This window comes from Streptomyces sp. NPDC103540 (genome assembly GCF_055584445.1).
The window spans coordinates 23122-43968 of record NZ_JBVJMA010000030.1 but is presented as its reverse complement, the minus strand read 5'-3'; the positions used below and the strand labels follow the sequence as shown (position 1 = coordinate 43968).

Annotated in this window: 23 protein-coding genes and 1 pseudogene; 17 read left to right on the top strand and 7 right to left on the bottom strand. The window is 69.4% G+C overall.

Annotation, left to right across the window (positions count from 1 at the left end; genetic code table 11):
- The first annotated feature begins 775 nt into the window (after positions 1-775).
- Together ACZ6ZI_RS39180 and ACZ6ZI_RS39175 are read left to right on the top strand one after the other, a co-directional pair.
- The gene (locus ACZ6ZI_RS39180; protein ID WP_469529644.1) at positions 776-1048 is read left to right on the top strand and encodes a hypothetical protein; all 273 of its coding nucleotides are present in this window, start codon (positions 776-778) and stop codon (positions 1046-1048) included.
- A 95-nt stretch (positions 1049-1143) separates the two neighbouring features.
- Positions 1144-1863 carry a helix-turn-helix domain-containing protein gene (locus ACZ6ZI_RS39175; RefSeq protein ID WP_469529641.1) on the top strand — a complete coding sequence of 240 codons (720 nt, stop codon included), beginning with the start codon at positions 1144-1146 and terminating at the stop codon, positions 1861-1863.
- A 172-nt stretch (positions 1864-2035) separates the two neighbouring features.
- On the opposite strand, the gene ACZ6ZI_RS39170 is transcribed toward ACZ6ZI_RS39175, so the two are convergent.
- Positions 2036-2272 carry a hypothetical protein gene (locus ACZ6ZI_RS39170; RefSeq protein WP_469529640.1) on the bottom strand — a complete coding sequence of 79 codons (237 nt, stop codon included), beginning with the start codon at positions 2270-2272 and terminating at the stop codon, positions 2036-2038.
- A 326-nt stretch (positions 2273-2598) separates the two neighbouring features.
- Between ACZ6ZI_RS39170 and ACZ6ZI_RS39165 the strand changes: the two genes are divergently transcribed.
- From ACZ6ZI_RS39165 to ACZ6ZI_RS39120, 10 genes are all read left to right on the top strand, one after another.
- Positions 2599-3141 carry a hypothetical protein gene (locus ACZ6ZI_RS39165; protein ID WP_469529637.1) on the top strand — a complete coding sequence of 181 codons (543 nt, stop codon included), beginning with the start codon at positions 2599-2601 and terminating at the stop codon, positions 3139-3141.
- Positions 3138-4232 carry a site-specific integrase gene (locus ACZ6ZI_RS39160; protein ID WP_469529635.1) on the top strand — a complete coding sequence of 365 codons (1095 nt, stop codon included), beginning with the start codon at positions 3138-3140 and terminating at the stop codon, positions 4230-4232. The genes ACZ6ZI_RS39165 and ACZ6ZI_RS39160 overlap by 4 nt, the downstream gene beginning before the upstream one ends.
- Before the next feature lie 295 nt (positions 4233-4527).
- Positions 4528-5363 (top strand): IS5 family transposase gene (locus tag ACZ6ZI_RS39155; RefSeq protein WP_469529633.1). Its coding sequence is split into 2 segments (ribosomal slippage): positions 4528-4897 and positions 4897-5363, totalling 837 coding nucleotides; the frame shifts between segments, so codons are not numbered across the junction.
- Positions 5364-5576: 213 nt separating this feature from the next.
- The gene (locus tag ACZ6ZI_RS39150) at positions 5577-6047 is read left to right on the top strand and encodes a hypothetical protein (protein ID WP_469529631.1); all 471 of its coding nucleotides are present in this window, start codon (positions 5577-5579) and stop codon (positions 6045-6047) included.
- 144 nt (positions 6048-6191) lie between these two features.
- Entirely contained in the window at positions 6192-7310 is a 1119-nt protein-coding gene (locus tag ACZ6ZI_RS39145; RefSeq protein ID WP_469529629.1) for an IS630 family transposase, read from the top strand.
- A gap of 31 nt (positions 7311-7341) precedes the next feature.
- Positions 7342-7662: a MafI family immunity protein gene (locus ACZ6ZI_RS39140; protein ID WP_469529626.1), complete on the top strand. Its 321-nt coding sequence runs from the start codon at positions 7342-7344 to the stop codon at positions 7660-7662.
- 600 nt (positions 7663-8262) lie between these two features.
- Positions 8263-8994: an alpha/beta fold hydrolase gene (locus ACZ6ZI_RS39135; protein ID WP_469529625.1), complete on the top strand. Its 732-nt coding sequence runs from the start codon at positions 8263-8265 to the stop codon at positions 8992-8994.
- A 432-nt stretch (positions 8995-9426) separates the two neighbouring features.
- Positions 9427-10467, top strand: coding sequence for a hypothetical protein (locus ACZ6ZI_RS39130; protein WP_469529622.1), 1041 nt, complete (start codon positions 9427-9429; stop codon positions 10465-10467).
- Positions 10464-11150: a hypothetical protein gene (locus tag ACZ6ZI_RS39125; protein WP_469529621.1), complete on the top strand. Its 687-nt coding sequence runs from the start codon at positions 10464-10466 to the stop codon at positions 11148-11150. Before ACZ6ZI_RS39130 ends, ACZ6ZI_RS39125 begins: the two co-directional genes overlap by 4 nt.
- A gap of 270 nt (positions 11151-11420) precedes the next feature.
- On the top strand, positions 11421-12191 hold the full coding sequence (locus tag ACZ6ZI_RS39120; RefSeq protein ID WP_469529620.1) for a transposase: 771 nt from the start codon (positions 11421-11423) through the stop codon (positions 12189-12191).
- Between the two features lie 303 nt (positions 12192-12494).
- Here the strand turns inward: ACZ6ZI_RS39120 and ACZ6ZI_RS39115 are convergent, their stop codons facing one another.
- The 5 genes and pseudogenes from ACZ6ZI_RS39115 to ACZ6ZI_RS39095 all read right to left on the bottom strand — a co-directional run bounded on the left by ACZ6ZI_RS39115 (position 12495) and on the right by ACZ6ZI_RS39095 (position 15568).
- Positions 12495-13214, bottom strand: a complete 720-nt coding sequence (locus tag ACZ6ZI_RS39115) for a hypothetical protein (protein ID WP_469529619.1) — start codon at positions 13212-13214, stop codon at positions 12495-12497.
- Positions 13215-13542: 328 nt separating this feature from the next.
- Entirely contained in the window at positions 13543-13845 is a 303-nt protein-coding gene (locus tag ACZ6ZI_RS39110) for an IS3 family transposase (RefSeq protein WP_469529650.1), read from the bottom strand.
- 19 nt (positions 13846-13864) lie between these two features.
- Positions 13865-14284 (bottom strand): transposase, encoded by a 420-nt coding sequence (locus tag ACZ6ZI_RS39105; protein WP_469529617.1) that lies wholly within the window; start codon positions 14282-14284, stop codon positions 13865-13867.
- A gap of 61 nt (positions 14285-14345) precedes the next feature.
- A pseudogene (locus ACZ6ZI_RS39100) lies at positions 14346-14668 on the bottom strand (transposase family protein); the annotation flags it as partial.
- A 39-nt stretch (positions 14669-14707) separates the two neighbouring features.
- Entirely contained in the window at positions 14708-15568 is an 861-nt protein-coding gene (locus ACZ6ZI_RS39095; protein WP_469529616.1) for an alpha/beta fold hydrolase, read from the bottom strand.
- Positions 15569-15650: 82 nt separating this feature from the next.
- Between ACZ6ZI_RS39095 and ACZ6ZI_RS39090 the strand changes: the two genes are divergently transcribed.
- Positions 15651-16211, top strand: a complete 561-nt coding sequence (locus ACZ6ZI_RS39090) for a CGNR zinc finger domain-containing protein (RefSeq protein WP_469529613.1) — start codon at positions 15651-15653, stop codon at positions 16209-16211.
- Positions 16212-16225: 14 nt separating this feature from the next.
- Here ACZ6ZI_RS39090 and ACZ6ZI_RS39085 read toward each other — a convergent pair whose 3' ends face one another.
- Complete coding sequence (locus tag ACZ6ZI_RS39085) at positions 16226-16438, bottom strand: hypothetical protein (protein WP_469529611.1); 213 nt, start codon at positions 16436-16438, stop codon at positions 16226-16228.
- 9 nt (positions 16439-16447) lie between these two features.
- Between ACZ6ZI_RS39085 and ACZ6ZI_RS39080 the strand changes: the two genes are divergently transcribed.
- From ACZ6ZI_RS39080 to ACZ6ZI_RS39065, 4 genes are all read left to right on the top strand, one after another.
- Positions 16448-16750: a hypothetical protein gene (locus ACZ6ZI_RS39080; protein WP_469529609.1), complete on the top strand. Its 303-nt coding sequence runs from the start codon at positions 16448-16450 to the stop codon at positions 16748-16750.
- A gap of 1034 nt (positions 16751-17784) precedes the next feature.
- Positions 17785-17967 (top strand): hypothetical protein, encoded by a 183-nt coding sequence (locus ACZ6ZI_RS39075; protein WP_469529608.1) that lies wholly within the window; start codon positions 17785-17787, stop codon positions 17965-17967.
- An 89-nt stretch (positions 17968-18056) separates the two neighbouring features.
- The gene (locus tag ACZ6ZI_RS39070) at positions 18057-19307 is read left to right on the top strand and encodes an MFS transporter (RefSeq protein WP_469529605.1); all 1251 of its coding nucleotides are present in this window, start codon (positions 18057-18059) and stop codon (positions 19305-19307) included.
- Between the two features lie 49 nt (positions 19308-19356).
- A complete protein-coding gene (locus ACZ6ZI_RS39065) occupies positions 19357-20826 on the top strand; it encodes an NUDIX domain-containing protein (RefSeq protein ID WP_469529603.1) in 1470 nt (489 codons plus the stop codon).
- Positions 20827-20847: the final 21 nt, after the last annotated feature.

The following is a 20847-nucleotide window of genomic DNA, read 5'->3' as shown; positions in this document are numbered from 1 at the left end:
GCTAACCACGTCCTGATTGATCCCCGAAGCCGGTCCTCTTCGCCTCCGGCGACGCGGAGGCGGTCGACGTGCCGCAGGACATGCACCTGATCGCCGACCCGGACGCCGAGGGCCACCGCGCCGAACCCCTGGCCGCCGACTTCAACGAGGTGGCTCAGGTTGCCCGGCCGCAGCCGTAGCTCAATTGGGAGCTTATGGATCAGGAAGCTCCCGAGGGCGACCACGAACCGCGTTCTGTCAAGCGCTGTTTTCCTGCAAAAAGCCCGTGGGTAGGGAAAACAGCGTACGCGCAACGTACTTTCCCTCTCCATAGGGCTTTCGCGGCTCGTTCTCGGTGTCCACTGGTTCAGCTGACACGACTTTGGAATGGTCTCGCTCAGCTTTCAGGTCGAACGAGGGGGTGGCTCCCCCGAGGGAAACCTGCTGCTCACGGAGCATGCAAGAGGGCGGCTGCACCCTTCGGGGCGCGGCCGCCCCCTTCTTTTTTACTTCGAGTTGGGACCCATAGCATCAACAGCGGCCATTACCGGCTTGGTTGAAATCTGAACTTTTGGCCATGGGTGCGGCTTGTGGATGAATTCCCTCCGCACGGACGGGATTTGAAGTCAACTCACCCGTGTGGCGCATTCTTACGTGCTACCGGTTCGACCCCCTAGCCCGGGGTCGCGCTTTTCCGGTGTGAGTACCACGCAAGAGGCCACTCCAAAGCCCGCGGTCGAGCTGTGCCCTTCCCGGAGGACGCGCGGCTCGGCCGCCATGCCCACAGAGGTATCCCGTGTCCGAAGGCATCTTCGCGGCTGTCCTGATTGTCGCGATCGTGGTGGGAGCGGCGTGCTACGCCATCCGCCATCTCAACAAGACGGCCGGCCGCATCGCGGTCGTGATCGGGGCGCTTACCGCCCTGGTTGTGGCCCTTCACCCCGTCGTCAAGACCCTTGTCGAACCCGCTCAGGCGCCACCCTACCAGGTAGTGGCTCCGGCCCCCGGCCCGGTCAGCAACCAGGTTCTCCCCCCGGGCGGGACCGCTGGCGGCGGTGGTGTCCGGTAACGGAGATCATCAACCTTCCGGAGGCGGCGGACTCTCCCTACGTCTCATGGGCGTCCGAAGCGACCACCCACTTCATGCGATCGCTGGGACTTCCGGTGTACGCCGTCGACTCGCTCATGCGGGCGGGTCGTCTTGAGGCCCATCGAAACGGTGAAGTCCTCGCGTACGGACCCGAGTGGATCCACATCATCATCCGCAGGGTGATCAAGGAGGATACCCCGCACGGCACGACCCGTCTCTGGCGTCAGGGCACCATGCTCGGCGACATCAGCAGGGTGATGCTCAGGAAGGGGACGACAGACTCCTCCGGGGTCAGGAGTGTCGGACCCCGGATCACCTTTCTGACCACGGGCATCAGCTTGAGCGTCACCACGCGAACCCTCGCTACGATGATCGAGCGGGAGCCCGTCCTGACGCTTCTCCTCGCCCAGCTCACCAACGAGAAGGCTCAGACGATCGAGTCGGTCTACTCCGTCTCGAAGGCGGACCCGGGAGTCCGGGTGGCTCGACTCCTGGACTACCTGGCACCCCTCCCGCGGATTGACTCGCCACGCCGGCCGGGCGACAGATTCCGGTGGACCCGTACCGGCGTCCATGTCGTGCCGAACGAAGCCGTCACGCTCACCGGCCCCAGCCAGAGCGACATCGCTGATGCCCTCGGTCTCGGCCGCACCACCGTGGAGAAGGTCGTCGCGTCTCTCCGGGCCGACGGCATCCTCAACGTACTGACGCCGGGAACCCGCTCCAACCGGTACTACGAGATCGGCGATCGCCACCGCCTGCGGGCCATGGCCACGGCGAGGACGGAGAACTGACACAGTTGTGCCCCCGGCAGCACCGGGGGCACAACTGTGTCCACGGCTGGTTCGACCTCCCCACATCCCCACGCTCGGCTCGTCCGTGAGGACATGGGGAGGGTCATCATCAACGACATGCCGATCTTCGTTGAACCGGTCGGCCAGGCGGCCGTGCGGACGCGGTGGTGCGCTACCTCGGCAAGGTTCGGGCCGGCAGGGTGCGCCCGACCGAACGGGGGCGTGCCGCCCTACGGGCGGGCCGGGGGTTCGGTTTCGGCAGGGCGTTGGCCCTCGGGCGGTGTTGTGCGTCGGGATCCCTGATCTGCCGCGCGGCCCAGCCACCGACGGTGACGGCGAGGGCGGCGCTGAGGCTGCCGAGGAACTCCGGGAGGGTCGCGCGCAGGAGGGCGATGAACTCGGCGTACATGGGCGGTCCGGCGCGCACGGAGCCGGACCCGCGCCGTACTCCTCGTACGCGTGTCCTATCCGGAAATTCGGCACCACCGCCCCCGGCTCGCCGGGCGGTTGCGTCTCCTCTGGCGAAGGGTGGGTGTTTCGTTCGCGGTGCCTGGTGTCCGCAGGTTGCCCTCCACGGATGATGTTCAGTCTTCCGTGCGTGGAGGGTCCGGGTGGGTCGATTCCTGATTCCTCCCGATAGATCCCGGATCTGCCGAAAGGGCCCTCGGCCAGGTCATCACGTCGAATAACCTCTCCTTATCCGACGTCAGAATCCAGGTAGGAGGAGATCGTTCTATGGGCGAGCTGCGCACCGACGTCCTGTACGCCACCGACTTGTTCAGGGAAGGCGAACTGCGCCCTGTGCGCGTCCTCGATTCGCGCCGCTGGACCTCCACCGCATCAACGGATCAGTCGGGTTTCCTCTGGAAGCTCAACAAGGTCAACGACGAAGTTCCGTTGGAGGCCGACTTCGGAATCGCCTGCCTCTACTGGTCTGACACCGACCCCGATCCCGACGGGCAGGCTCTTCTTGACTACCCGTGGGAGCCGCTGCCTGAGGACCCCGAGGAGGCAGCGGCCGAGCTCACCCAGCGAGCAAAAACCTTCGGTCCCGGGCACTCCTCCGTGTGGCTGTGCTTGCGCCCAATCGCCCGGCGACGGGTCTCCGCGCAGTGGGTGAGGCCCGGCCAGCAGGAGGCATGGGCGGAGGTCAGCAGCCGCCTTACCGCCTTGGGGTTGGGCTCAGTCGAGTACACCGGCGCCGGTGACCATGCACTCATCACCCTGGATCAACTCAACGCCCTTCTGGAGCGAGCCGAACGGACGGACGCCCGGTGAGCAGCGCCGTTGCGCAGAAGGCGGCGGAACCGCAGGCCGACCGCATCCCGGTGCACCCGAGCCGCGACTCCCTGGTCGAGCGGTGGGCGGCTCGGCACGGGATCGACGCCGCGCTCCGTCTCGCCGCGGCGGAGGACCTGGCGGACGCCGTCGCCCAAGAGATCATCCCGGCCAACACCGTGGACACCTACGAGAAGTCGTGGCGGGTCTGGACCCGGTTCTGTGCGCACACCCGCCTTCCTGAGCTTGAGGGCAGCCGCGGCGCGCTCGTCGCGTTCGTTGCGTGGATGCTCCGTCAGGGCCAGGTGAACGGGAAGGGCTACGCCCCGTCGTCCGCCGGAACGCACCTTGCGGCCGTCGTGGTCGGCCTGCGCGACCGGGACGTGCCGGTGAGCGGCGACGACCAGGCGGAGGCACGGAAGTCTCTGACCGGGTTGGAGGTGAAGCTCCTCCAGGCCGGGGAGCGTCGCGGCCGGGGAAAGGCGGCGGCCGCCGACATCGACGGGTTGCGCGCCGTCGTCCGGGCCTGCCCCGACACCCTCGCGGGGGACCGGGACAAGGCGCTGATCCTCACCGGGTTCCACTACGCCTCGCGGTCGCAGGACCCGGCCGGCCTCCTCGGCGGAGATGTGGCGCTGAGCCCGCGCGGCCTGGTGGTGTCGGTCCTCACCGGCAAGACGAAGCACTCCGTCCGGGACGCGAAGATCCCGTATCAGGCCGACTCGGAGATCTGCCCGGTGCGCGCCTGGATCGCCTACCGGGCCCGCCTTGCCGCCGAGGCCGCCCCCCACTGGTCGGAACCGACCGCGCCCGCGTTCGTCGGCATCGACCGGCACGGCAACGTCACCGGCGGCATGGTCCCCGACTCCGTCACCCGCGCCGTGAAGCGGATCAGCCGCCGTGCCGGGGTACCGATCGACTGGACCGGCCACAGCCTCCGGATCGGCCTTGCCTCCACCGCCCGCCGTAAGGGCGTGGACGGGGTCGCCATCGCGGATCAGGGCGGTTGGGCCCGCCACTCCCGCTCGATGCTCGACTACATGCAGGTGGAAGACGGCTGGGAGGACAACGCGTCCGCTGGCCTGACCTGACTGTGCGGCTCGTGACCGACCGGGGCCCTCACCACGCAGGATGTGGCGAGGGCCCTCGCCAGGTCCAGGCGTTGCCGTGCCGGACCCGTGTCTCCTCGGACGCGCGCACGCGTAAGGGGGGTGCCAAAACTCCGGCCTTGGAGGATCGTCTGAGGAAGGGGTGTCACAGAGTCACCCGGTGACACTGACGACCGAATGGGGTGACACCCACGACAGAGTGGGGTGTCACGGTGTCACCCAACCCTCCCCTTAGAGGCCCTAACAGAAGCTGTTGATCATGTGACTTTCGGTTCGGATGGTCGTTGGCTTGGCTGTGGGGAAACGTCAGTCTCGGCCGTGGATCGTGTCGGATGAACTGTGGGCGCTGATCGAGCCGTTGTTGCCCGAGCCGGCGCCGAAGCAGGTGGAGGGGCGCCCTCGGGTGCCGGACCGGCAGGCACTCTGCGGGATCCTGTTCGTGTTGCATACCGGGATCCAGTGGGAGTACCTGCCGCAGGAGCTGGGCTTCGGATCAGGCATGACCTGCTGGCGGCGTCTGGCCGCGTGGAACGATGCCGGCGTGTGGGACCAGCTCCACTTGGTGCTGCTGAAGAAGCTGCGGGTCGCGAAGAAGCTGGACTGGTCGCGGGCGGTGATCGACTCCTCCCATGTCAGGGCAGCTCGGCGGGGCCCAAAAGCGGTCCCAGCCCGGTCGATCGCGCACGTCCGGGCAGTAAGTACCACCTGATCGTCGACGGCCAGGGCATCCCACTGGCTGTCTCGCTGACCGGCGGGAACCGCAACGACGTCACCCAGTTGATGCCGTTGTTGCGGAAGATCCCGCCAGTCCCCGGCCTGGTCGGCCGGCCGCGCAGGCGACCCGACAAACTTCTGGGCGACTGCGGCTACGACCACGACAAGTACCGCCGTCTGGTCTGGGCGACCGGGGTGAAGCCCGTGATCGCCCGCCGCGGAGTGCCGCACGGTTCCGGCCTGGGCATCCACCGGTGGGTCGTCGAGCGGACCATCGCCTGGCTCCACGGCTTCCGCCGACTCCGCGTCCGGTGGGAACGACGCGACGACATCCACGAAGCCTTCCTCAGCCTCGCCACCTGTCTCATCACCCACCGCCACGTCCAACGCCTTTGTTAGGACCTCTAAGGCCCATTCAGGCGGCGAGACCCCCGTACTGCCCGTGAGGGCCCGTACGGGGTTCTTCGTGCGTCTCAGCCCGTTCACGGCAGTGCCCTCTTGCTCTTGGACGGCGGTGGAGGGGGCTCTCGTCCGCAGGGTTCGGCCGCCGGGCACACTGGGCGGGTCGTGGCGCGGCAGGACCAGCGATTGACGTATAGGGGAGTTGACGGAGTGACGATGCAGGACAGTCCGCTGCCGAACACGTTGAAGGGGATCCGCGAGGCTCTGGTAGCCGGGGAGGGATACCCGGAGGACCTCGCCACGTTTGAGGGCGACATCGACCGGATCGTCGCCGCATACCGCAAGCGCATCGCGGCGAAGCGGACGGAGAACAAGGTGAAGGACGGGTTCGCCGAGCTGAGCGAGGGCTCGGACCCCAGCGACCCGGAAACGCAGCCGCATCTCACCACCCGCCAACTGTTCGGCGGGGTCGGCAGGGTCGTCGGTGCCGCGTGGAAGAACATGCGTTCCGAGCAGGCGGTACGGGACTTGCGCTCGCAGAAGGAGAAGGCCCACGCGGAGTGGGAGGACCTGTGCGCCCTGGTGGAGAAGCTGCCGGCTCGTTACGAGGATCTGGGTTGGCGTCGAGTGAAGCAGCGGTTGCGGGATACGCGTCCCAAGGTCGGTGAACTGCTCGACTGACCCGTCAGGCGCCAACATCGACGGGCCCGTCGGCGTACCCGGCCCGGACCGCCACAAGCCCGCCTAGTGCTGTGACCGGGAAGGTTCGCCGGGTTGCTCGTTGTGCTGGTTGGTAATGCTTCCCCGGACCAGTGGGGAGGCGGGATGGCGCAACCGGTCCGGGTCCGCGGGCTGACCGAGCATGAAGGCCAGAAACTCCAGCACATCGTTCGGCGGGGCAGCACCAGCTCAGTGAGGTTCCGGCGGGCGATGATGCGGCTGGCCTCGGCCAGCGGCAGCACGGTCCCGGTCATAGCCCGCCTGGTCCAGGCCGACGAAGACACCGTCCGCGACGTGATCCACAAGTTCAACGAGATCGGGCTCGGATGCCTGGACCCTCGGTGGGCGGGAGGCCGTCCCCGCCTTCTCGATCGTGACGACGAGGACTTCGTCGTCCAGACGGCCACCACCCGCCCGACCGTGCTGGGCAAGCCCTTCACCCGCTGGTCCATCCGCAAGCTCGCCGATCACCTCAGCGGGAACATCACCCGGCCCGTCCAGATCGGCAGGGAGACCTTGCGGTGCCTGCTCGCCCGCCGCGGGATCTCCTTCCAGCGCACGAAGACCTGGAAGGAGTCCCCGGATCCGGATTTCGACGCCAAGCTCGCCCGGATCGAGTACGCGATCAACCAGAGGCCCAACCGCACCTTCGCCTTCGACGAGTTCGGCCCGCTCGGTATCCGACCGACCGCCGGCTCCTGCTGGGCCATGGAGAACCGCCCCGACCGACTGCCGGCGACCTACCGTCGCACCCACGGAATCACCTACTTCCACGGCTGCTACTCCGTCGGAGACGACCAGCTCTGGGGCATCAACCGCAAGCGCAAGGGCATCGACCACACCTGGGCCGCCCTGCGGACGATCCGTGCTGCCCGCCCGGACGGCGCCCCGATCTACGTGATCCTCGACAACCTCTCAGCCCACCTGAACTGGAGAATCCGCAGGTGGGCCGCTCGCAACAGGGTCGAGCTGTGTTTCACCCCGACCTACGCCTCCTGGGCCAACCCGATCGAAGCCCACTTCGGACCGCTTCGGCAGTTCACCCTCGCCAACTCGAACCACTCCAATCACACCGCCCAGACGCGGGCCCTGCACGCCTACCTGCGCTGGCGCAACCAGAACGCCCGCCATCCCGACGTCCTGGCCGCCCAACGAAGAGAACGCGCCCGCATCCGCAGCGAGAAAGGCGTCCGCTGGGGCGGACGTCCGATGAAAGTCGCGTGATCCCACCGGCGGCACCGGCAACACTGGCGCCATGACCGTTGATCGTGAAGCTCTTCAGGCCAGCTGGAAGCAGACCCGTGGCCACCTCGACTCCGCCCGGGCCCACCTCACGGGCCTGCCGGACATCGACCTCTCAGCAACGTTGGAGTTCTTGGAGCACAACGAGCTGGGACTCGCCTTCGACTGCCTGGTCGATCTCGGTGACGACCTCGACCTACCCCTCGGCTTCTGGCAGCACCTGGACCGAGCGGCCCGTGAGATGCGGCTCTACAGCAACGCGCTCCACACGCCCCACCTCACAACCGCCGACCTCTGCCGCCGTCACCTCGCCACTGCCACCGAGCAGAAGTGACCCACCAACCCGGCGAACCTTTCCGGTCACAGCACTAGACGAACCTTGAGGGGTCTCCGCGACGACCCGAAGGAGTAGGCCGGCAGCCCAACCCGTCACGGGATACCCGCCCTCGCAGGCTTCTTCACCCCGCCGACGGGACCGCCGAGGGCGACCTTGCCGCGCGCGAGGATCCACCGCCGCCCGGTCGAAGACCGGCGACGTCCGTCCCGGCCCGGTCTGCGGGCCGACGGAAGGGGCGGCACGAGGCCCGGACGCCACGCAGCTGCCCGCGCTCGCCAAACTCGGGGTCGACTGGGCCCGGTCGGCTGTGTGAGATCCCGAGAACGGCTGCGCCGCAGCCGAGGTCGGCCGCCGGCAGTCGGCGGCCAGCCGCGGATGATCCGCAGCAGCCGCCGCCCCTCGTCATCATCAATCTCTCGAACCCGCACTCGTTCCGCCACGCGGACAGGATGATGGTCACGCGCCACCCGGCACAGCTCCCGGACGGCGCGTCACACCGTGACTGAGTGTCCCCGCCAGCCAGCATCTCCGCGTCTCAACGCCGAGATGGCCCGCCGGTAGAGTCAGTTCGAGGAGAGTGCTGACCTGGAGGGACTCATGACTGCAGCGGGTGCACCGCCCATTGTCTTCGTACACGGGACGCGGTTCAGCGCGGGACAGTGGAGCCCACAACTCGCTGCACTCAACGCGGACTTCCGGGTAGCCGCCGTTGACCTCCCAGGCCACGGTGCCCGCTCTGCTCAACCCTGGAGCCTGAACGCGGCGACGGAGATCATCGCTTCCGCGGTGGACTCGCTCGACCGCGGACCGGCGCTGGTGGTTGGGCACTCGCTCGGCGGATACGCATCGCTGGAGTTCGCGCGGCGCTGCCCCGAGCAGCTGCGGGGGCTGATCCTTGCGGGGGCCAGCGCCTCAACTCGTGGCCCGTGGGCAACCCCGTACCGGTGGGCCGCCGGACTCATCCCTCGTATACCAGCGGACCGGTTGGCCCGGTGGAACGACCGGTTGTTGCGCCGGTTCTATCCTCCCGAGGTAGTGGAGGCGACCATCCTCTCTGGCTACGCCTTCCACACCCTGCCAGCCGCCTGGGGCGAGGTGCTGGGCCGCTTTGACGCGGGTGCGATGCGTCATGTGGCGGCTCCTGTGCTCATCTTGAACGGCGAGAAGGACACCGTCTTCCGGTCCGGCGAGATGGACTTCGCCCGCTCGCATCCGCATGCCCGCGTCGAATTGATCCCACGGGCAGGACATCTCGCGAACTTCGACGATCCAGACGCCTTCACCGATGCTGTCCGCCGATTCGCCCGGCAGCTGACTGTTCTCGACTGAGCGCGCCGGAATCGGGCCCATCAGGGCTGCCCGAGCACAGTGAGACCGCGAACGCTCAGCCTGACCAATAGAGGTCGCAGGACCATGCGCCCGGAAGCCGGGAAACCACGCACACCCGCCACCGGACCACCACCCCGCCAGCACACCCACACCACCCCAAACACCACAAAGAAGCGACGACCGCCCCTGGTCGAACCTGCGCCACAACGGCACTCCGCGGTCGCACCCCACGTCACGTCCACCACAACGGCGAGACGATGCGGGAGAGCACGGGAGGGCGGCAGCCCTCTCGCCAGACGGGCCCCGCGTGCTTCCGCAAAGTGGCGGCACGGACCCATTTGCTTGACGCCTCCGATGCCGACATGAGCTGTGCAGTGCCCGCTGTCAGCGGGCGGTGAGACGCTTGAACATCGGCATCAGGGAGGGGTGCACATGGCGATCGAGTGGGACCACGTCACCCAGCCGCGGTTCGACCGGATCGTGGAGGCCCTCGTGCACCGGCTGTACGCCGAGGACGCCGAGGTGGAGGTGATGAATGGGCGCGGCGGTGATGGCGGGATCGACATCAAGGTGACCGCTGGCGGGTGGGTGTGGATCTATCAGCTCAAGTACTGTCCCGAGGGCTTTCCCGGTTCGTACCAGGGGCGCAGGCCGGGAATCAAACGGTCGTTCAAGAGGGCCCTGGAGCATGATCCTGATGACTGGGTGCTGGTCGTACCCTGCGCCCTGACGCCGTCGGAGCGCGCCTTCGTCAAGGGCCTCGGCGAGGGTACTGAGCGGCCCAGGATCCGTGTCCTGGACCGTGCCTGGCTGGACGACAAGCTGGCCTTGCACGCGGACCTGGAGGCCTCTTTCGTTCGGGATGATCTGCGGGAGGCCGCGAGCGACTACAGGGCCGAGCTGGCGTTTCTGGCAGGCGGTACCGACGACGTCACCGAAAGGGTTAGTGCGCTGGGCCGGCGGATCGATCGCCTCGATCTGCACTGGTCCATCGACGTCGCTTACCGCAACGGTGCGGTGGTGCAGACCCTGCGGCCGAAGCACCCCCGCGCGCATGAAGTGAGCCCGATCTACTTCACCGTCCGCAGCAATCTGCGGGGTGCCGAGCCCGGCTTGGCGGCGGCGGTGCGGCGCGTCGTGGGATTCGGCACTACGGAGGAACTCGCCCTGCCCGCATCGGCCGTTGAGGAGCTCAGCCTGCACGGACCGGAGTGGCTTCGGATCAGCGGTGGGAGCGGCGAGGTACGGATGACGCCGCTGTCGCCCGCGCCGGGCGAGGGTCGCAGGGTCGAGCTGGTCTTCCTCGACGGTTCGGGCGATGTCGGATCGGTCTATGAGGGGACCGTGCTGGCCTTGGGGAAGAGGCGGCTGGGCCGGAGCCTGGACCTGCAGTTCACCGGGTGCCGCATGACGATCTGCCACGCCGATGACGCCAGTGTGCAGACAACACGGTCAACTGCGCTATCGACTTGACCGGCCTGTCCTGCGGCGATGCTCTCCAGGCCCTCGACCTCTACGGACACGTGATGGAGGGGAGCGCCTTCCGCCTGCGTCTCAACGGCAAGGAGATGGCGTCAGGCCGATTCCCCGGAGCAGACTATTCCCGCGAGGACTACGAGCGGCACGCCAGGCTCCGGCTGACCGTGGAAGACCTCCACATTGTGCAGCAGCACACACGGCACCGCTTCACCGTACCCAGCGAGCTGCGGCCCGCCGACCGGATGCTGCTGCGCATCGCCCGGCTCCTCATCGACGGGCACTGCGTCGCCAACCCGTTCCTCACCAGCCTGACCATGGAACTCAACGGCGAGGACTCCCCCGTTCTGCGTGCGATCCTGCTCGGCAGCGGCGCCGCCAACAGGGCGCTGCTGACGAACTTCACGCTCCCGTTCGGCGACCGTGAGTTGCCGCTGGGGGCCGTTCACGTCTACCACCCCCACGTCCGGGCTGCAGATGGCGAGCAGGCCCTGGAAGCCCTGACTGCAGGCCGCGCGGCGGGCCACAAGGTGACGCTCCGTCCCGCCGACGGAGAACCGTACCGGCTCTACCTCGACCGGCCCGGCGACACCACCGACCTCAGCACCCTCACCCCACTGGCCCCCTCCAGCCCCGCTCCCCTGGCCTACGGCGCCATGGACGCGGCGTCCGGGACATAGAGGCGGCGTCGATCTCTGGTTATTGGAGGCGGGCCGTGGGCCAGAGTCATGCTCCACGCGCGAAGCGACGGAAGGGAGGTGGTCGGCATGGCGAGAGCCCGATCACGCCCCGCAGCAGGGGCGGCCGACGCGGGATGTCCGGTCCAAGGCCGCGCTGCGGCAATTCGGGTTGCGGCAAAGGTGCCGCAGGTGGCAGTTGGTGACGCCGCCGGTGCGGTAGCGGTTTCTAAAGGTTGTTGCAGAAGGCTCACTTCCGGGCATTTTCCCTGTATGGGTGGGGTGTTGAGGGTTGAGCCGGTGTGGGTGGAGACGTTCACGGGCTTGCGGATGGACCGGTTCGCGAAGCTGGTGAAAGTGGTGAAAGAGCGGGGCGGGAACGGTCCCGGTGGTGGCAGGCCGTGGTGTCTGCCGCTGGCCGACCGGGTCCTGCTGGTGGCCGTCTACTACCGCACGAACCTCACCATGCGGCAGCTCGCCCCACTGTTCGGGATCTCCCCGGCCACCGTCTGCCGGGTCATCCACCGCCTGCGTCCGTTACTGGCCCTGGAGCCCGCCCCGCGGCCGGTCGCCGACGTCGATCGGCTGTGGATCGTGGACGGCACCCTCGTCCCGGTCCGCGACCGGAAGGTCGGAGCCTCGTCGAGGAACTACCGGTTCTCGGCGAACGTGCAGGTCATCATCGACGCCGACAGCCGCCTGGTCGTCGCCTCCGCCCGGCCGGCGCCGGGCAACAAGGCCGACGCCCACGTCTGGCGGGAGTCGGACCTGCCGGCCGCCGCGGCCGGGACGACGGTCATCGCGGACGGCGCCTACCTCGGCACCGGCCTGATCGTCCCGCACCGCAGACGAGCCGGACGCCCCCTCCTGCGCGGCCAGGAGGAAGACAACGCCGAACACCGCCGGGTCCGCGCCCGCGTCGAGCACACCTTCGCCCGCATGAAGAACTGGAAGATCCTCCGCGACTGCCGCCAGAAGAGCGACGGCCTCCACCACGCCGTCCAGGCCGTCGCCACCATGCACAACCTCGCCATGGCCCGGTGAAACAACAGGTCAGACGCCACTTCGACCTGCCGAAGCCCGGCCTTCTGCAACACCCTTTAGAAGTGGTCTCGCTTCAGTGATTTCAGCAGCTTGGTGTGGGTGGGGCCCAGGCCGCGTGCTGTCGCCGACCACCGTCAGCGCGAACAGCTGGCTCTCGCCGACCAGGTGCCGCGGCATCGGCAGGATGGTCGGGTGAGGGCCCCGGCCTCGGCCGGGGCCCTCACCCGCTCGGGGACTCCGGGTTCGCTGCCGCTTCACCGGAAGGTGTTGCCTCCGTCCCTCTGCGCCGGGACGGGTCACCCCTTAGGCGTCCGGGTTTTTCCCTGAGGCGGCGATTACGATGCGTTCTGCTTGTAGCTTCGCAAAGAATTGTAGGTTCTTATCGTGGGGGAGGTCCACGCTGAATATGGACGCGACTACAGTACCGATGCGTAGACGGACGTGACCGTTCCTGCCGTTCGGATCCGACGCCGGAATGCTGGTTTCCAATGCGTCCACCTCGTCGGCGTCGATTTTGAGGTTCAGAGGCTTCGGATTTCGCTCCCTCTGCCACTCCAGCTCCTTTTCCGTCAACAACTTCATGGCTACCTTGGCATTGTCTATCGAGTCGTAGGCGAGCAGGGTAAAATTCACGCTACTGCGGCCTGATTCGCCTGTTTCCATGGATGAAGACGAGACTGCGGTAAGTCCGGTACAGCTCCAATCGCGCAGGCGTCGATCCTGGCACTCGGTCCGGGCGAAGCTGTCACTCAGGTTCGTCGGATCGCCGCTCGACCACCCCTCCGGCGTGGAGAACCGGCTCGGGATGGCTTGAGAAACCTGGGAAGGACTGAATGGCTTATCGGCCGCGCGGATCCCCCCACTCGTCCCGCTCTTACCTGAACAACCCACGACCGCCAGGGCTAACGCAAGTCCTGCGGCTCCCCTCCGCTTGCCATGCTTCACCAAACGCCCCCATCTGTCGATGCGAATCAACTCGGCCTGGATACCACGACTTTGACCTCCAGTGAAGGTCGCGGCCACGAGCGTGGAGTCTCATGCCCACCCCACACCACCGCAATGGGTACGACTCAGCCGAGTCCCTTTCGCCCCGCCCGAAGACTGGCCGCCAACGCTCCGCAGGCGGGTCCTCGGCTTCGGCGGGGGTGGGAAGGCGGAGTCTGCACGTGGGCAACAAACCCCGCCCTCACCGAGATCACCATCGCCGCACATCAACTCCACGATCACCGACCACAGAGCGCGGACGCTCAGTGCGACAGCGAGTCACTTCACGATCCCCGCAGGTAGCCGGCCGCGACAGGACGACTTCCGGTCGCCACCCACGTCTTCTCCTCCCCCGGTACAGGGCCCTCTACCTCAATGTCGCCCGTTGGGCAGCGGAGGAGCCGGCCCGCTGGGGACCCTGGGCGGCCCCATGCCCGGTCAAGGAAGCGGAGACCCTGAACGGCAAGCGCACCAAACGGACGCTCTCCTCACGGAGTTCGGCGGCGATCCGCGGGGCCCCGTAGGTGCCGTCCGATTCCTGGTGCACGGCCCGTATCCGGGTGGCGAGGCGGGCATCGGCCGCGTGCCGGCGGGCCCGGTACGCAGCCGTCCGGCGCCAGCAGTGGAAGCTGGAGCGGGCGATGCCCAAGATGTCGCACAGCCGCTTCACGCCGTGACGGCGCTGATGGTCAGCGACGATTTGGAAGCGGTTCACCAGCACGTCTCCCCGGAGAAATACTTCGCCGCCTTCCGAAGGATCTCGCGCTCTTCTTCCAGCTCCCGGATCTTCTCCGCAGTTCGGCGTTCTCCACCTCCAGCGGCGCGGGTGCCTCGGCTGGCTCCTCGGCACGGCGGCCCCGCGGCCGACTCGCCCCTGCCGCCCGAACCCAGTTCCGCAAGGTCTCGGGATTGACCCCCAGGTCGGCGGCGACCGACTCCGCTTTGAACTCCGGCGGACACTCATGCCCTCGATCTCGCCGAGCCGGCCCTCTCGCTCCGCTTCCGCGATCCGGTCCAGGACGTCGGCGAGCTCGAGGCTCACGAGGAGGACGCGCTCGGAGTCGTTTTGGGAGCGGGCGGGTGGGTGGTCTCCAGCATCTCCTCGACACGGGCGCCGGCGTGGCACAGGAACTCGACAGTTGCCCAGGCCCAGAAGGGGCGAGGCTCGGCGCGCCGGCAGTCGGGGAGGATCTTCCGGTTCTTCATGCGGGCGAAGGTGTACTCGACGCGGGCCCGTACCCGTCGGTGTTCGGCGTTGTCTTCCTCCTGTCCGCGCAGGAGCGGGCGTCCGGCCCACCTGCGGTGGGGGCGATCAGTCCGGTGCCCAGGCAGGCGCCGTCCGCGATCACCATCGTCCCGGCGGCCGCGGCCGGAAGGTCCGATTCGCCCCAGACGTGGGCATCGGCCCCCGGCACCGGCCGAGCCGAAGCGACGACCAGCCGGGTGTCGGCGTCGATGATGACCTGCACGTTCGCCGGGAACCGGTAGGCCCTGTCGAGCAGGCGTGCACGTGGTCCGCCGGCTCGGGAGCGTCATCGGGCGGGAGCGGTGGGGCCGAGTAGGTCGCGGATCAGCGGGGCGATGGCAGCGAGGTGGGTCTCCAGGGCGAAATGGCCCGCACCCTCGAAGACGTGGACCTCGGCGTGGGGCGCGTCGCGGAGGTAGGCCTTGGCGCCCGCCGGGGTGAAGAAGGGGTCGCCGGCGCCCCAGACGACGAGGACCGGTACGGCGGCCTCGCGGAGCCAGGCCTGCCAGGCGGGGTAGTGGGCGAGGTTCGAGGCGTAGTCGAAGGCGAGGTCGGCCTGGGCGTCGGTGCGGCCGGGCAGGCCGAGGTAGTGGACGTCGAGCGTCCAGTTGTCGGGGGAGATCAGGGCGGGGTCCGCGACGCCGGTCTCGTACTGGAAGCGGGTGCCCTCCTCGGTGAACAGGGCGCGGACGCGCTCCTCGTTGCCGGGCACCTCGCGGCGCAGTCCGGTGAACTCGCGGGCGGCGTCGGAGAGGCCCTCGTCGTAGGCGTTCCCGTTCTGGACGATCAGGTGCGTGACGCGGTCGGGGCGGCGGGTGGCGAGCCGCAGGCCGACGGGGGCGCCGAAGTCGAAGACGTAGAGGGCGTAGCGGTCGAGGCGGAGGGCGTCGGTGAAGCCCTCCACGACGTCGGCGAGCCGGTCGAAGGTGTACGTGAACCCGTGCGGGGCGGTGGTGCGGCCGAAGCCGGGGTAGTCGGGGGCGATCAGCCGGTAGGGGGTGTCGGCGAGCGCGTCCATCAGGCGGGTGAACTGGTGCGATGCGGTCGGGAAACCGTGCAGGAGCAGCAGGACCGGGCCGTCGGCCGGACCGCTCTCGCGGTAGGCGACGGTCACGCCGTCGACGTCGATGGTGCGGTGAGCGATCATCACATGCCTCCCGGGGCTTCGTTGGCATTAGTCTGCGGGAGTTGCGGCTAATGGGTCAAGGGGGATTGCTAGCATTAGCGGCGTGAACTTCTTTCCGCTGCTGGGTGAGCCCCTCGCGCTCGATCTGCTGAACACCCGGCCCGCCGGCGCCGGCGACCTCATCGCCGACCGGGCGGGACTCGCCGCCTGGCTGGCCGAGGAGCCCGGGAGGCTGAGCCGTGTCGCCGAGGTCGGGGAGACCGAGGTCGCCGCCGCGCTCGCCGTGCGGGAGGCGGCCGGGCCGCTGCTCGCCGCCGCCCGGCGGGGTGAGCGACCCCCGGCCGACGAGCTGGCCGCGCTCAACAAGATCCTCGCCGCCGCCCCGGCCCGCACCGAGCTTTCCTGGACGGCGTCGACCGGCCTGACGGCCGCCTCCTACCGGGAGGCCGCCCCCGCGCAGCGGCTCGCCGCGGAGCTCGCGGAGGCCGTGGTGGCGCTGCTGACGGACCCCCGGGTGGCGACGGTGCGCGAGTGCGAGGCACCGGACTGCGTACTGCTGTTCCTGCCCGCGCACCCGCGCCGCCGCTGGTGCGTGGCTTCGGCCTGCGGTAACCGGGCCCGGGTTGCCCGCTACTACGCCCGGCACAAGGGGGAGGGCGCGTGAACGCCGAAGGGCAGTCACCGACCGGCAGTCAGCGGGCCTTCATGATCAACGCCTTCGAGATCGACAACCTGCCCGGCGCCTGAGACGACCTGGCCGAGGAAGACAAGGAACCGCCGGCAGCCGCCAGCGCGTTCGCGGACGACGCCAAGGGCCTCGGCTACAGCTTCCAGAAGGACGGCGAGAGCAAGACCGGGCAGGCGAGCGACCTGACCGAGGACACGTGCCATGCGCCGGCCGTGGCCGACGCCCCGATCGACGAAGCGGTCAACGAGACCGACAAGGGGGCCCTGTTCTTCGACAAAAGGAACGGCGAGGGCGAACCGGTCGCGGCCGCGGGCTCGGGTGAGAAGGCGCGCGACTTCGAGGCCTCCGCGGTCGCCTTCGAGTCGACCCCGGAGGGCCAGAAGGCCGAGGAGGGCGGCAAGGACAAGCGCGAGGAGGCTGCCCAGACCCCCCGCCCAGCAGCCGGCCGACAGCGACAGCAGCGACGCCGACGAGGACTCCGACCACTCGACTCCCCGTTCCGTGCCATCGGCTGATCCCCCTGGCGGACGAGGAGCCCGCTACCCGAGGGCGCCGGGCCCCCGTCACGCCCGCAGGGCAGGGGCAGAGGCAGGGGCCTGCGCCGGATCCGGGTTCGGGTCCGCCGGGGCGCCCGCGTAGCGGCACGGATCGCCGCGCAGCCCGCGCGAGACGACCGCCACCGCGAACGGGGCTTCGCCGTCTCCGGCCGCCGGGCCGTCAGGGCGCCGGTCGCCGGATCCGGGGTGGCACCCGCGAGCTCGCCGTCACCGCCCGCCTCCACGCCCTACGTCTTCGCGCCTGCGCCGACTTGAGCCACAGCCAGGGGGACGAACTCGAAGCCGCGCTCCGCGCCGTCCCCGCTGCACAGGGCATGACGGTCTTCGACACCCGCCGCCCGCACAGCCCTGCACACCATCGCCTCCGCGGCAAGCCCGGCCGCGTACCGCATCACGAGCGAGTTGCCCCGGGACGTCGTCGGTACACGTGTCGGCTTCGCCGCCCGCCAGGTGTTGCACGACTCGCTGTTCACCGGGCTCGCCGCCCCGAGGCAGTTCCGGGACTGCAACGGCCTCGTCGCAGCCTGCGCCCTGGGCTCCGGCGCCGTGACCGCGCGACTGCGGAGTGCGTCGGAGCGACCGGGTGATCAGGGACAGCCTGTCGGCCGCGTGAGTCGCCCAGGTGCCCGAGCCTGTCCGGCGGAACGCACGCGGTCGGCAATACTCCGCCCGGGTGACCCGCCCTGTTCGAGCGAGTTTCAACGCCACGGACCCAGACGCGCCAAGCCCACTCACCCAGACGAGAACATTCGTTCCCGTTTTGCCTCCGATCCGGCCGTGACGGACCTGAATCGGAGCCGTTCTTAGAGCACCAGTACCAGTCGTGCGCCCATCCGGAGGACCCCGTGAAGCTCCTGCCGAAGCACCTCGACACCCTCCCATCAATCGAACATCACGCGCCTGCCCCGTTCCGACCCTCTGCGGGTGGGGGTCGTGTTGACACCCTCGTCGTCCTGCTGCCGCGGCTCACAGCCGGTTTTCGGAAGGTCCGCGTGAGCAAGGACTCGGCAAGTGGATCCGGCGCCGCGGGGGTGTCGGAGTCCGAGCGGCTCCTCTTCGGCGGCGAGCCGGCCGACGACATCGGGTGGGACCGGCACGAGGGCGCCTGGCTCCGCCTCGGACTCCGGACGATGGCACGTCAGCTCCCCCGGCTGACGGAGGCCGTCCCGTGGTGACGCTGCCCCGCCCCCGGCCTTCCGTCCGCAAGAGGTCACCAGGACTCGGAACGGGGTTCCGCTCGTACCTCGGCGGGGAGTCCGCCGGCTTGGTCGGGACGTCGGTGCACCTGGTGGCCCTGCCCACCCTGGCCGTCCTCGAACTGGGCGCGACGGCGGGGCAGGCCGCTCTGCTCGCCTCCCTGGCCCACCTGCCCACCTTCCTCCTGGCCCTCCCCGCCGGCGGCATCGTCGACCGGTACGCCAAGCGGGCCCTGCTGGTGGGCACCGACCTCGCCGGTGCTGCCGTCGTCACGGTGGTTCCCGTGGCGGCGTCGGCCGGGGTGCTGTCGATGTCCGTGCTATACGCGGTCGCGCCGGCCCTGGGTGCGGTGACCGTGCTGCACCAGGCGGCGGCCATCGCGATCGTCCCGCAGCTGGTCGAACCGGCCCTGCTGCACCGGGCCAACGCCCGGGTGGGTGCCGCGTTCGGGGCCGCGGACACGGCCGGAACCTACCTCGGCACCGCGGTCGTCGCGGCCGTGGGCGCGGCCAAGGCCTTCTGGCTGGACGCCCTGTCGTACCTGGTGTCCGCCTGCTGCGCGGCCCGGATTCCGGACCCCGGCCGGCTGGCGGCGGGCGAGGGGCGGCCCAGGCGCAGGTTGGCCGGGGAGATCTGGGAGGGTCTGGCCTATACCGCGCGGACTCCGCTGGTCCGGGACCTCGTGCTCGCCCTGACCATGACCGGTGTGGGCGTCGGCGTGACCGGCGCGCTGTTCGCGTACTACCTGCTGACCACGCTGGAGGCGGGACCCACCGGGCTGGGGATCGTCATGGGCGCCTCCGGCGCGGGCGTGCTCGCCGGCGCCCTGGCAGCGCCGCGGATCGTGACCCGGTTCGGCCCCGGCCCCACCCTGCTCGCCGGGTTCGCGACCTGCCCTGTGGCGGGCGTGCCCCTGCTGTTGGCACGGCCAGGGCCCGTCTGGCTTGCCGTCCTCACCGCGGCGGGCGGGCTCCAGCTCGCCGCCGCCGCGGTGGCGGGTACGACCCAGAGGTCGGTGCGCCAGCAGATCTGCCCACCTCACCTACAGGCGCGGGCGCAGCAGACGTCGACCTGGCTAGTCTCCGGGAGCAAGCCGTTCGCGGCGCTGGCCGGCGGCGCCGTAGCCACTGCCTACGGGTCACGTACCGCTCTGACCATCGGGACGCTGGTGCTGGTGCTGCCGGTGATCGTGCTCTGGCGCTCTCCGGTCAGCCGCCTGACCGCAATGCCCGTCCCCGCGCCTCCGCCCGGCGACTCCGCCCTCGCCCGAGGTTCGCGTCCGCCCGCTGATACCGCCGGAGCGGACCCTCACCCGTGAGCGCCGCCGACACCTGCATCCCGCCGTACCACCGACCTGTGAGGCCCTCTTGCCACCCTCCCGGACGCACATCCGCGATCTCGTCACCGCCTACCTGGAACGGCATCCGACCGAAGTACCGCTGCTGGCGACTCTGTTGCGGTTGCTGGACGAAGGCGCCGAGCCCACGAGCCGCTCAACCTTGCCGGGGCACGTCACGTGCAGCGCGGTCGTCGTCGACCACGACCGCCGGGTGCTGCTCGTCCACCACAACACGTTCGGGCTCCTGCTGGCACCCGGCGGGCACGTCGAGGCAGGTGATCGCTCGCTGCTCGAGACGGCGTTGCGCGAGGTCCACGAGGAGGCCGGCATCCCGCCCGGGGCCCTGTGTGCCACCGCCGCCTACGGGGATCTGCCCATCGACATCGATGTCTTCGACATCGACGCCAACCCGTGCAAGGGCGAAGGCGAACACCAACATTGGGACTTCCGCTTCGTCTTCCAGCTGGTGGACAGGGACGTCAAGGTCACGGTGCAGCCGGAGGAGGTCTCGGCCCCGCAGTGGGTCGACTTCGACGAGGTCACGGCACCGCAGCTGCGGGCGAAGCTCATCGCGTCCGGGCTCGACGGCCGCATCGAGCCGGTCAACGCCTCGGCACTGATCCACGACGGGCACGGCCGCTACCTGCTGCACCTGCGCGACGACATCCCGGGCATCTGGGCACCCGGGGCCTGGGCGCTGCTCGGCGGAGGCCGCGAGCCGGGCGACACCTCGCTCGAGGACACCGTCCGCCGTGAACTGGGTGAGGAGGCCGGGCTCGAGCCGGGGATCGTGGAGCCGTTCGCTGTCGAGCTCGCCACCGGCACGGACGGCCGGGCCGTGCCGGTGGAGGTGTTCACCGCGCAGTGGAACGGCGATCCCGCCCGCCTGCCGCTCACCGAGGGTGTGATGCTGGCCTGGTTCCGCCCCGAGGCGATGGACCGCCTGAGACTGAGTCCCTCCACCCTGGAGCTCGTACGCCGGCACGCCCAGAGCGCCGCCCGCGGCACGACGACGCCCCAGGGCGGAGCCGGGGGCCCGGACAGGCCGAAGGCGGGCAGCGCCGGCGTTCCGCACATCGTCGGCGTACACCTCTATCTGGAACGCGACGGACAGGTACTGCTCGGTCTGCGGCACCCCGGCTCGGCGTACGCCGGCGGCACCCACCACTTCCTCGCCGGGCACTGCGAGCAGGAGTCCGCGGTGACCTGCCTGGTCCGCGAGGCTCAGGAGGAGGCCGGGCTGCTCATCGACCCGGCCGACGTCGAGCTCGCGCACGTGGTGCACATGGTCGACAAGCCCGGAGACCAACCCAGAATCGGGTTCGTCTTCCGCGCCCGGCAGTGGACCGGGACACTCCGGGTCAGGGAGCCGGACCGTTGCGTGTCCTGGGGCTGGTGGCCCGCCGACGCCCTCCCCGAGCCGATCGTCCCGTACACCCGCGCGGCGATCGAAGGCATCCGCGCCGGACGCCCGTACACCGAGCTCGGGTGGAGCTGACCGCCCCCGCGCATCCCGCCC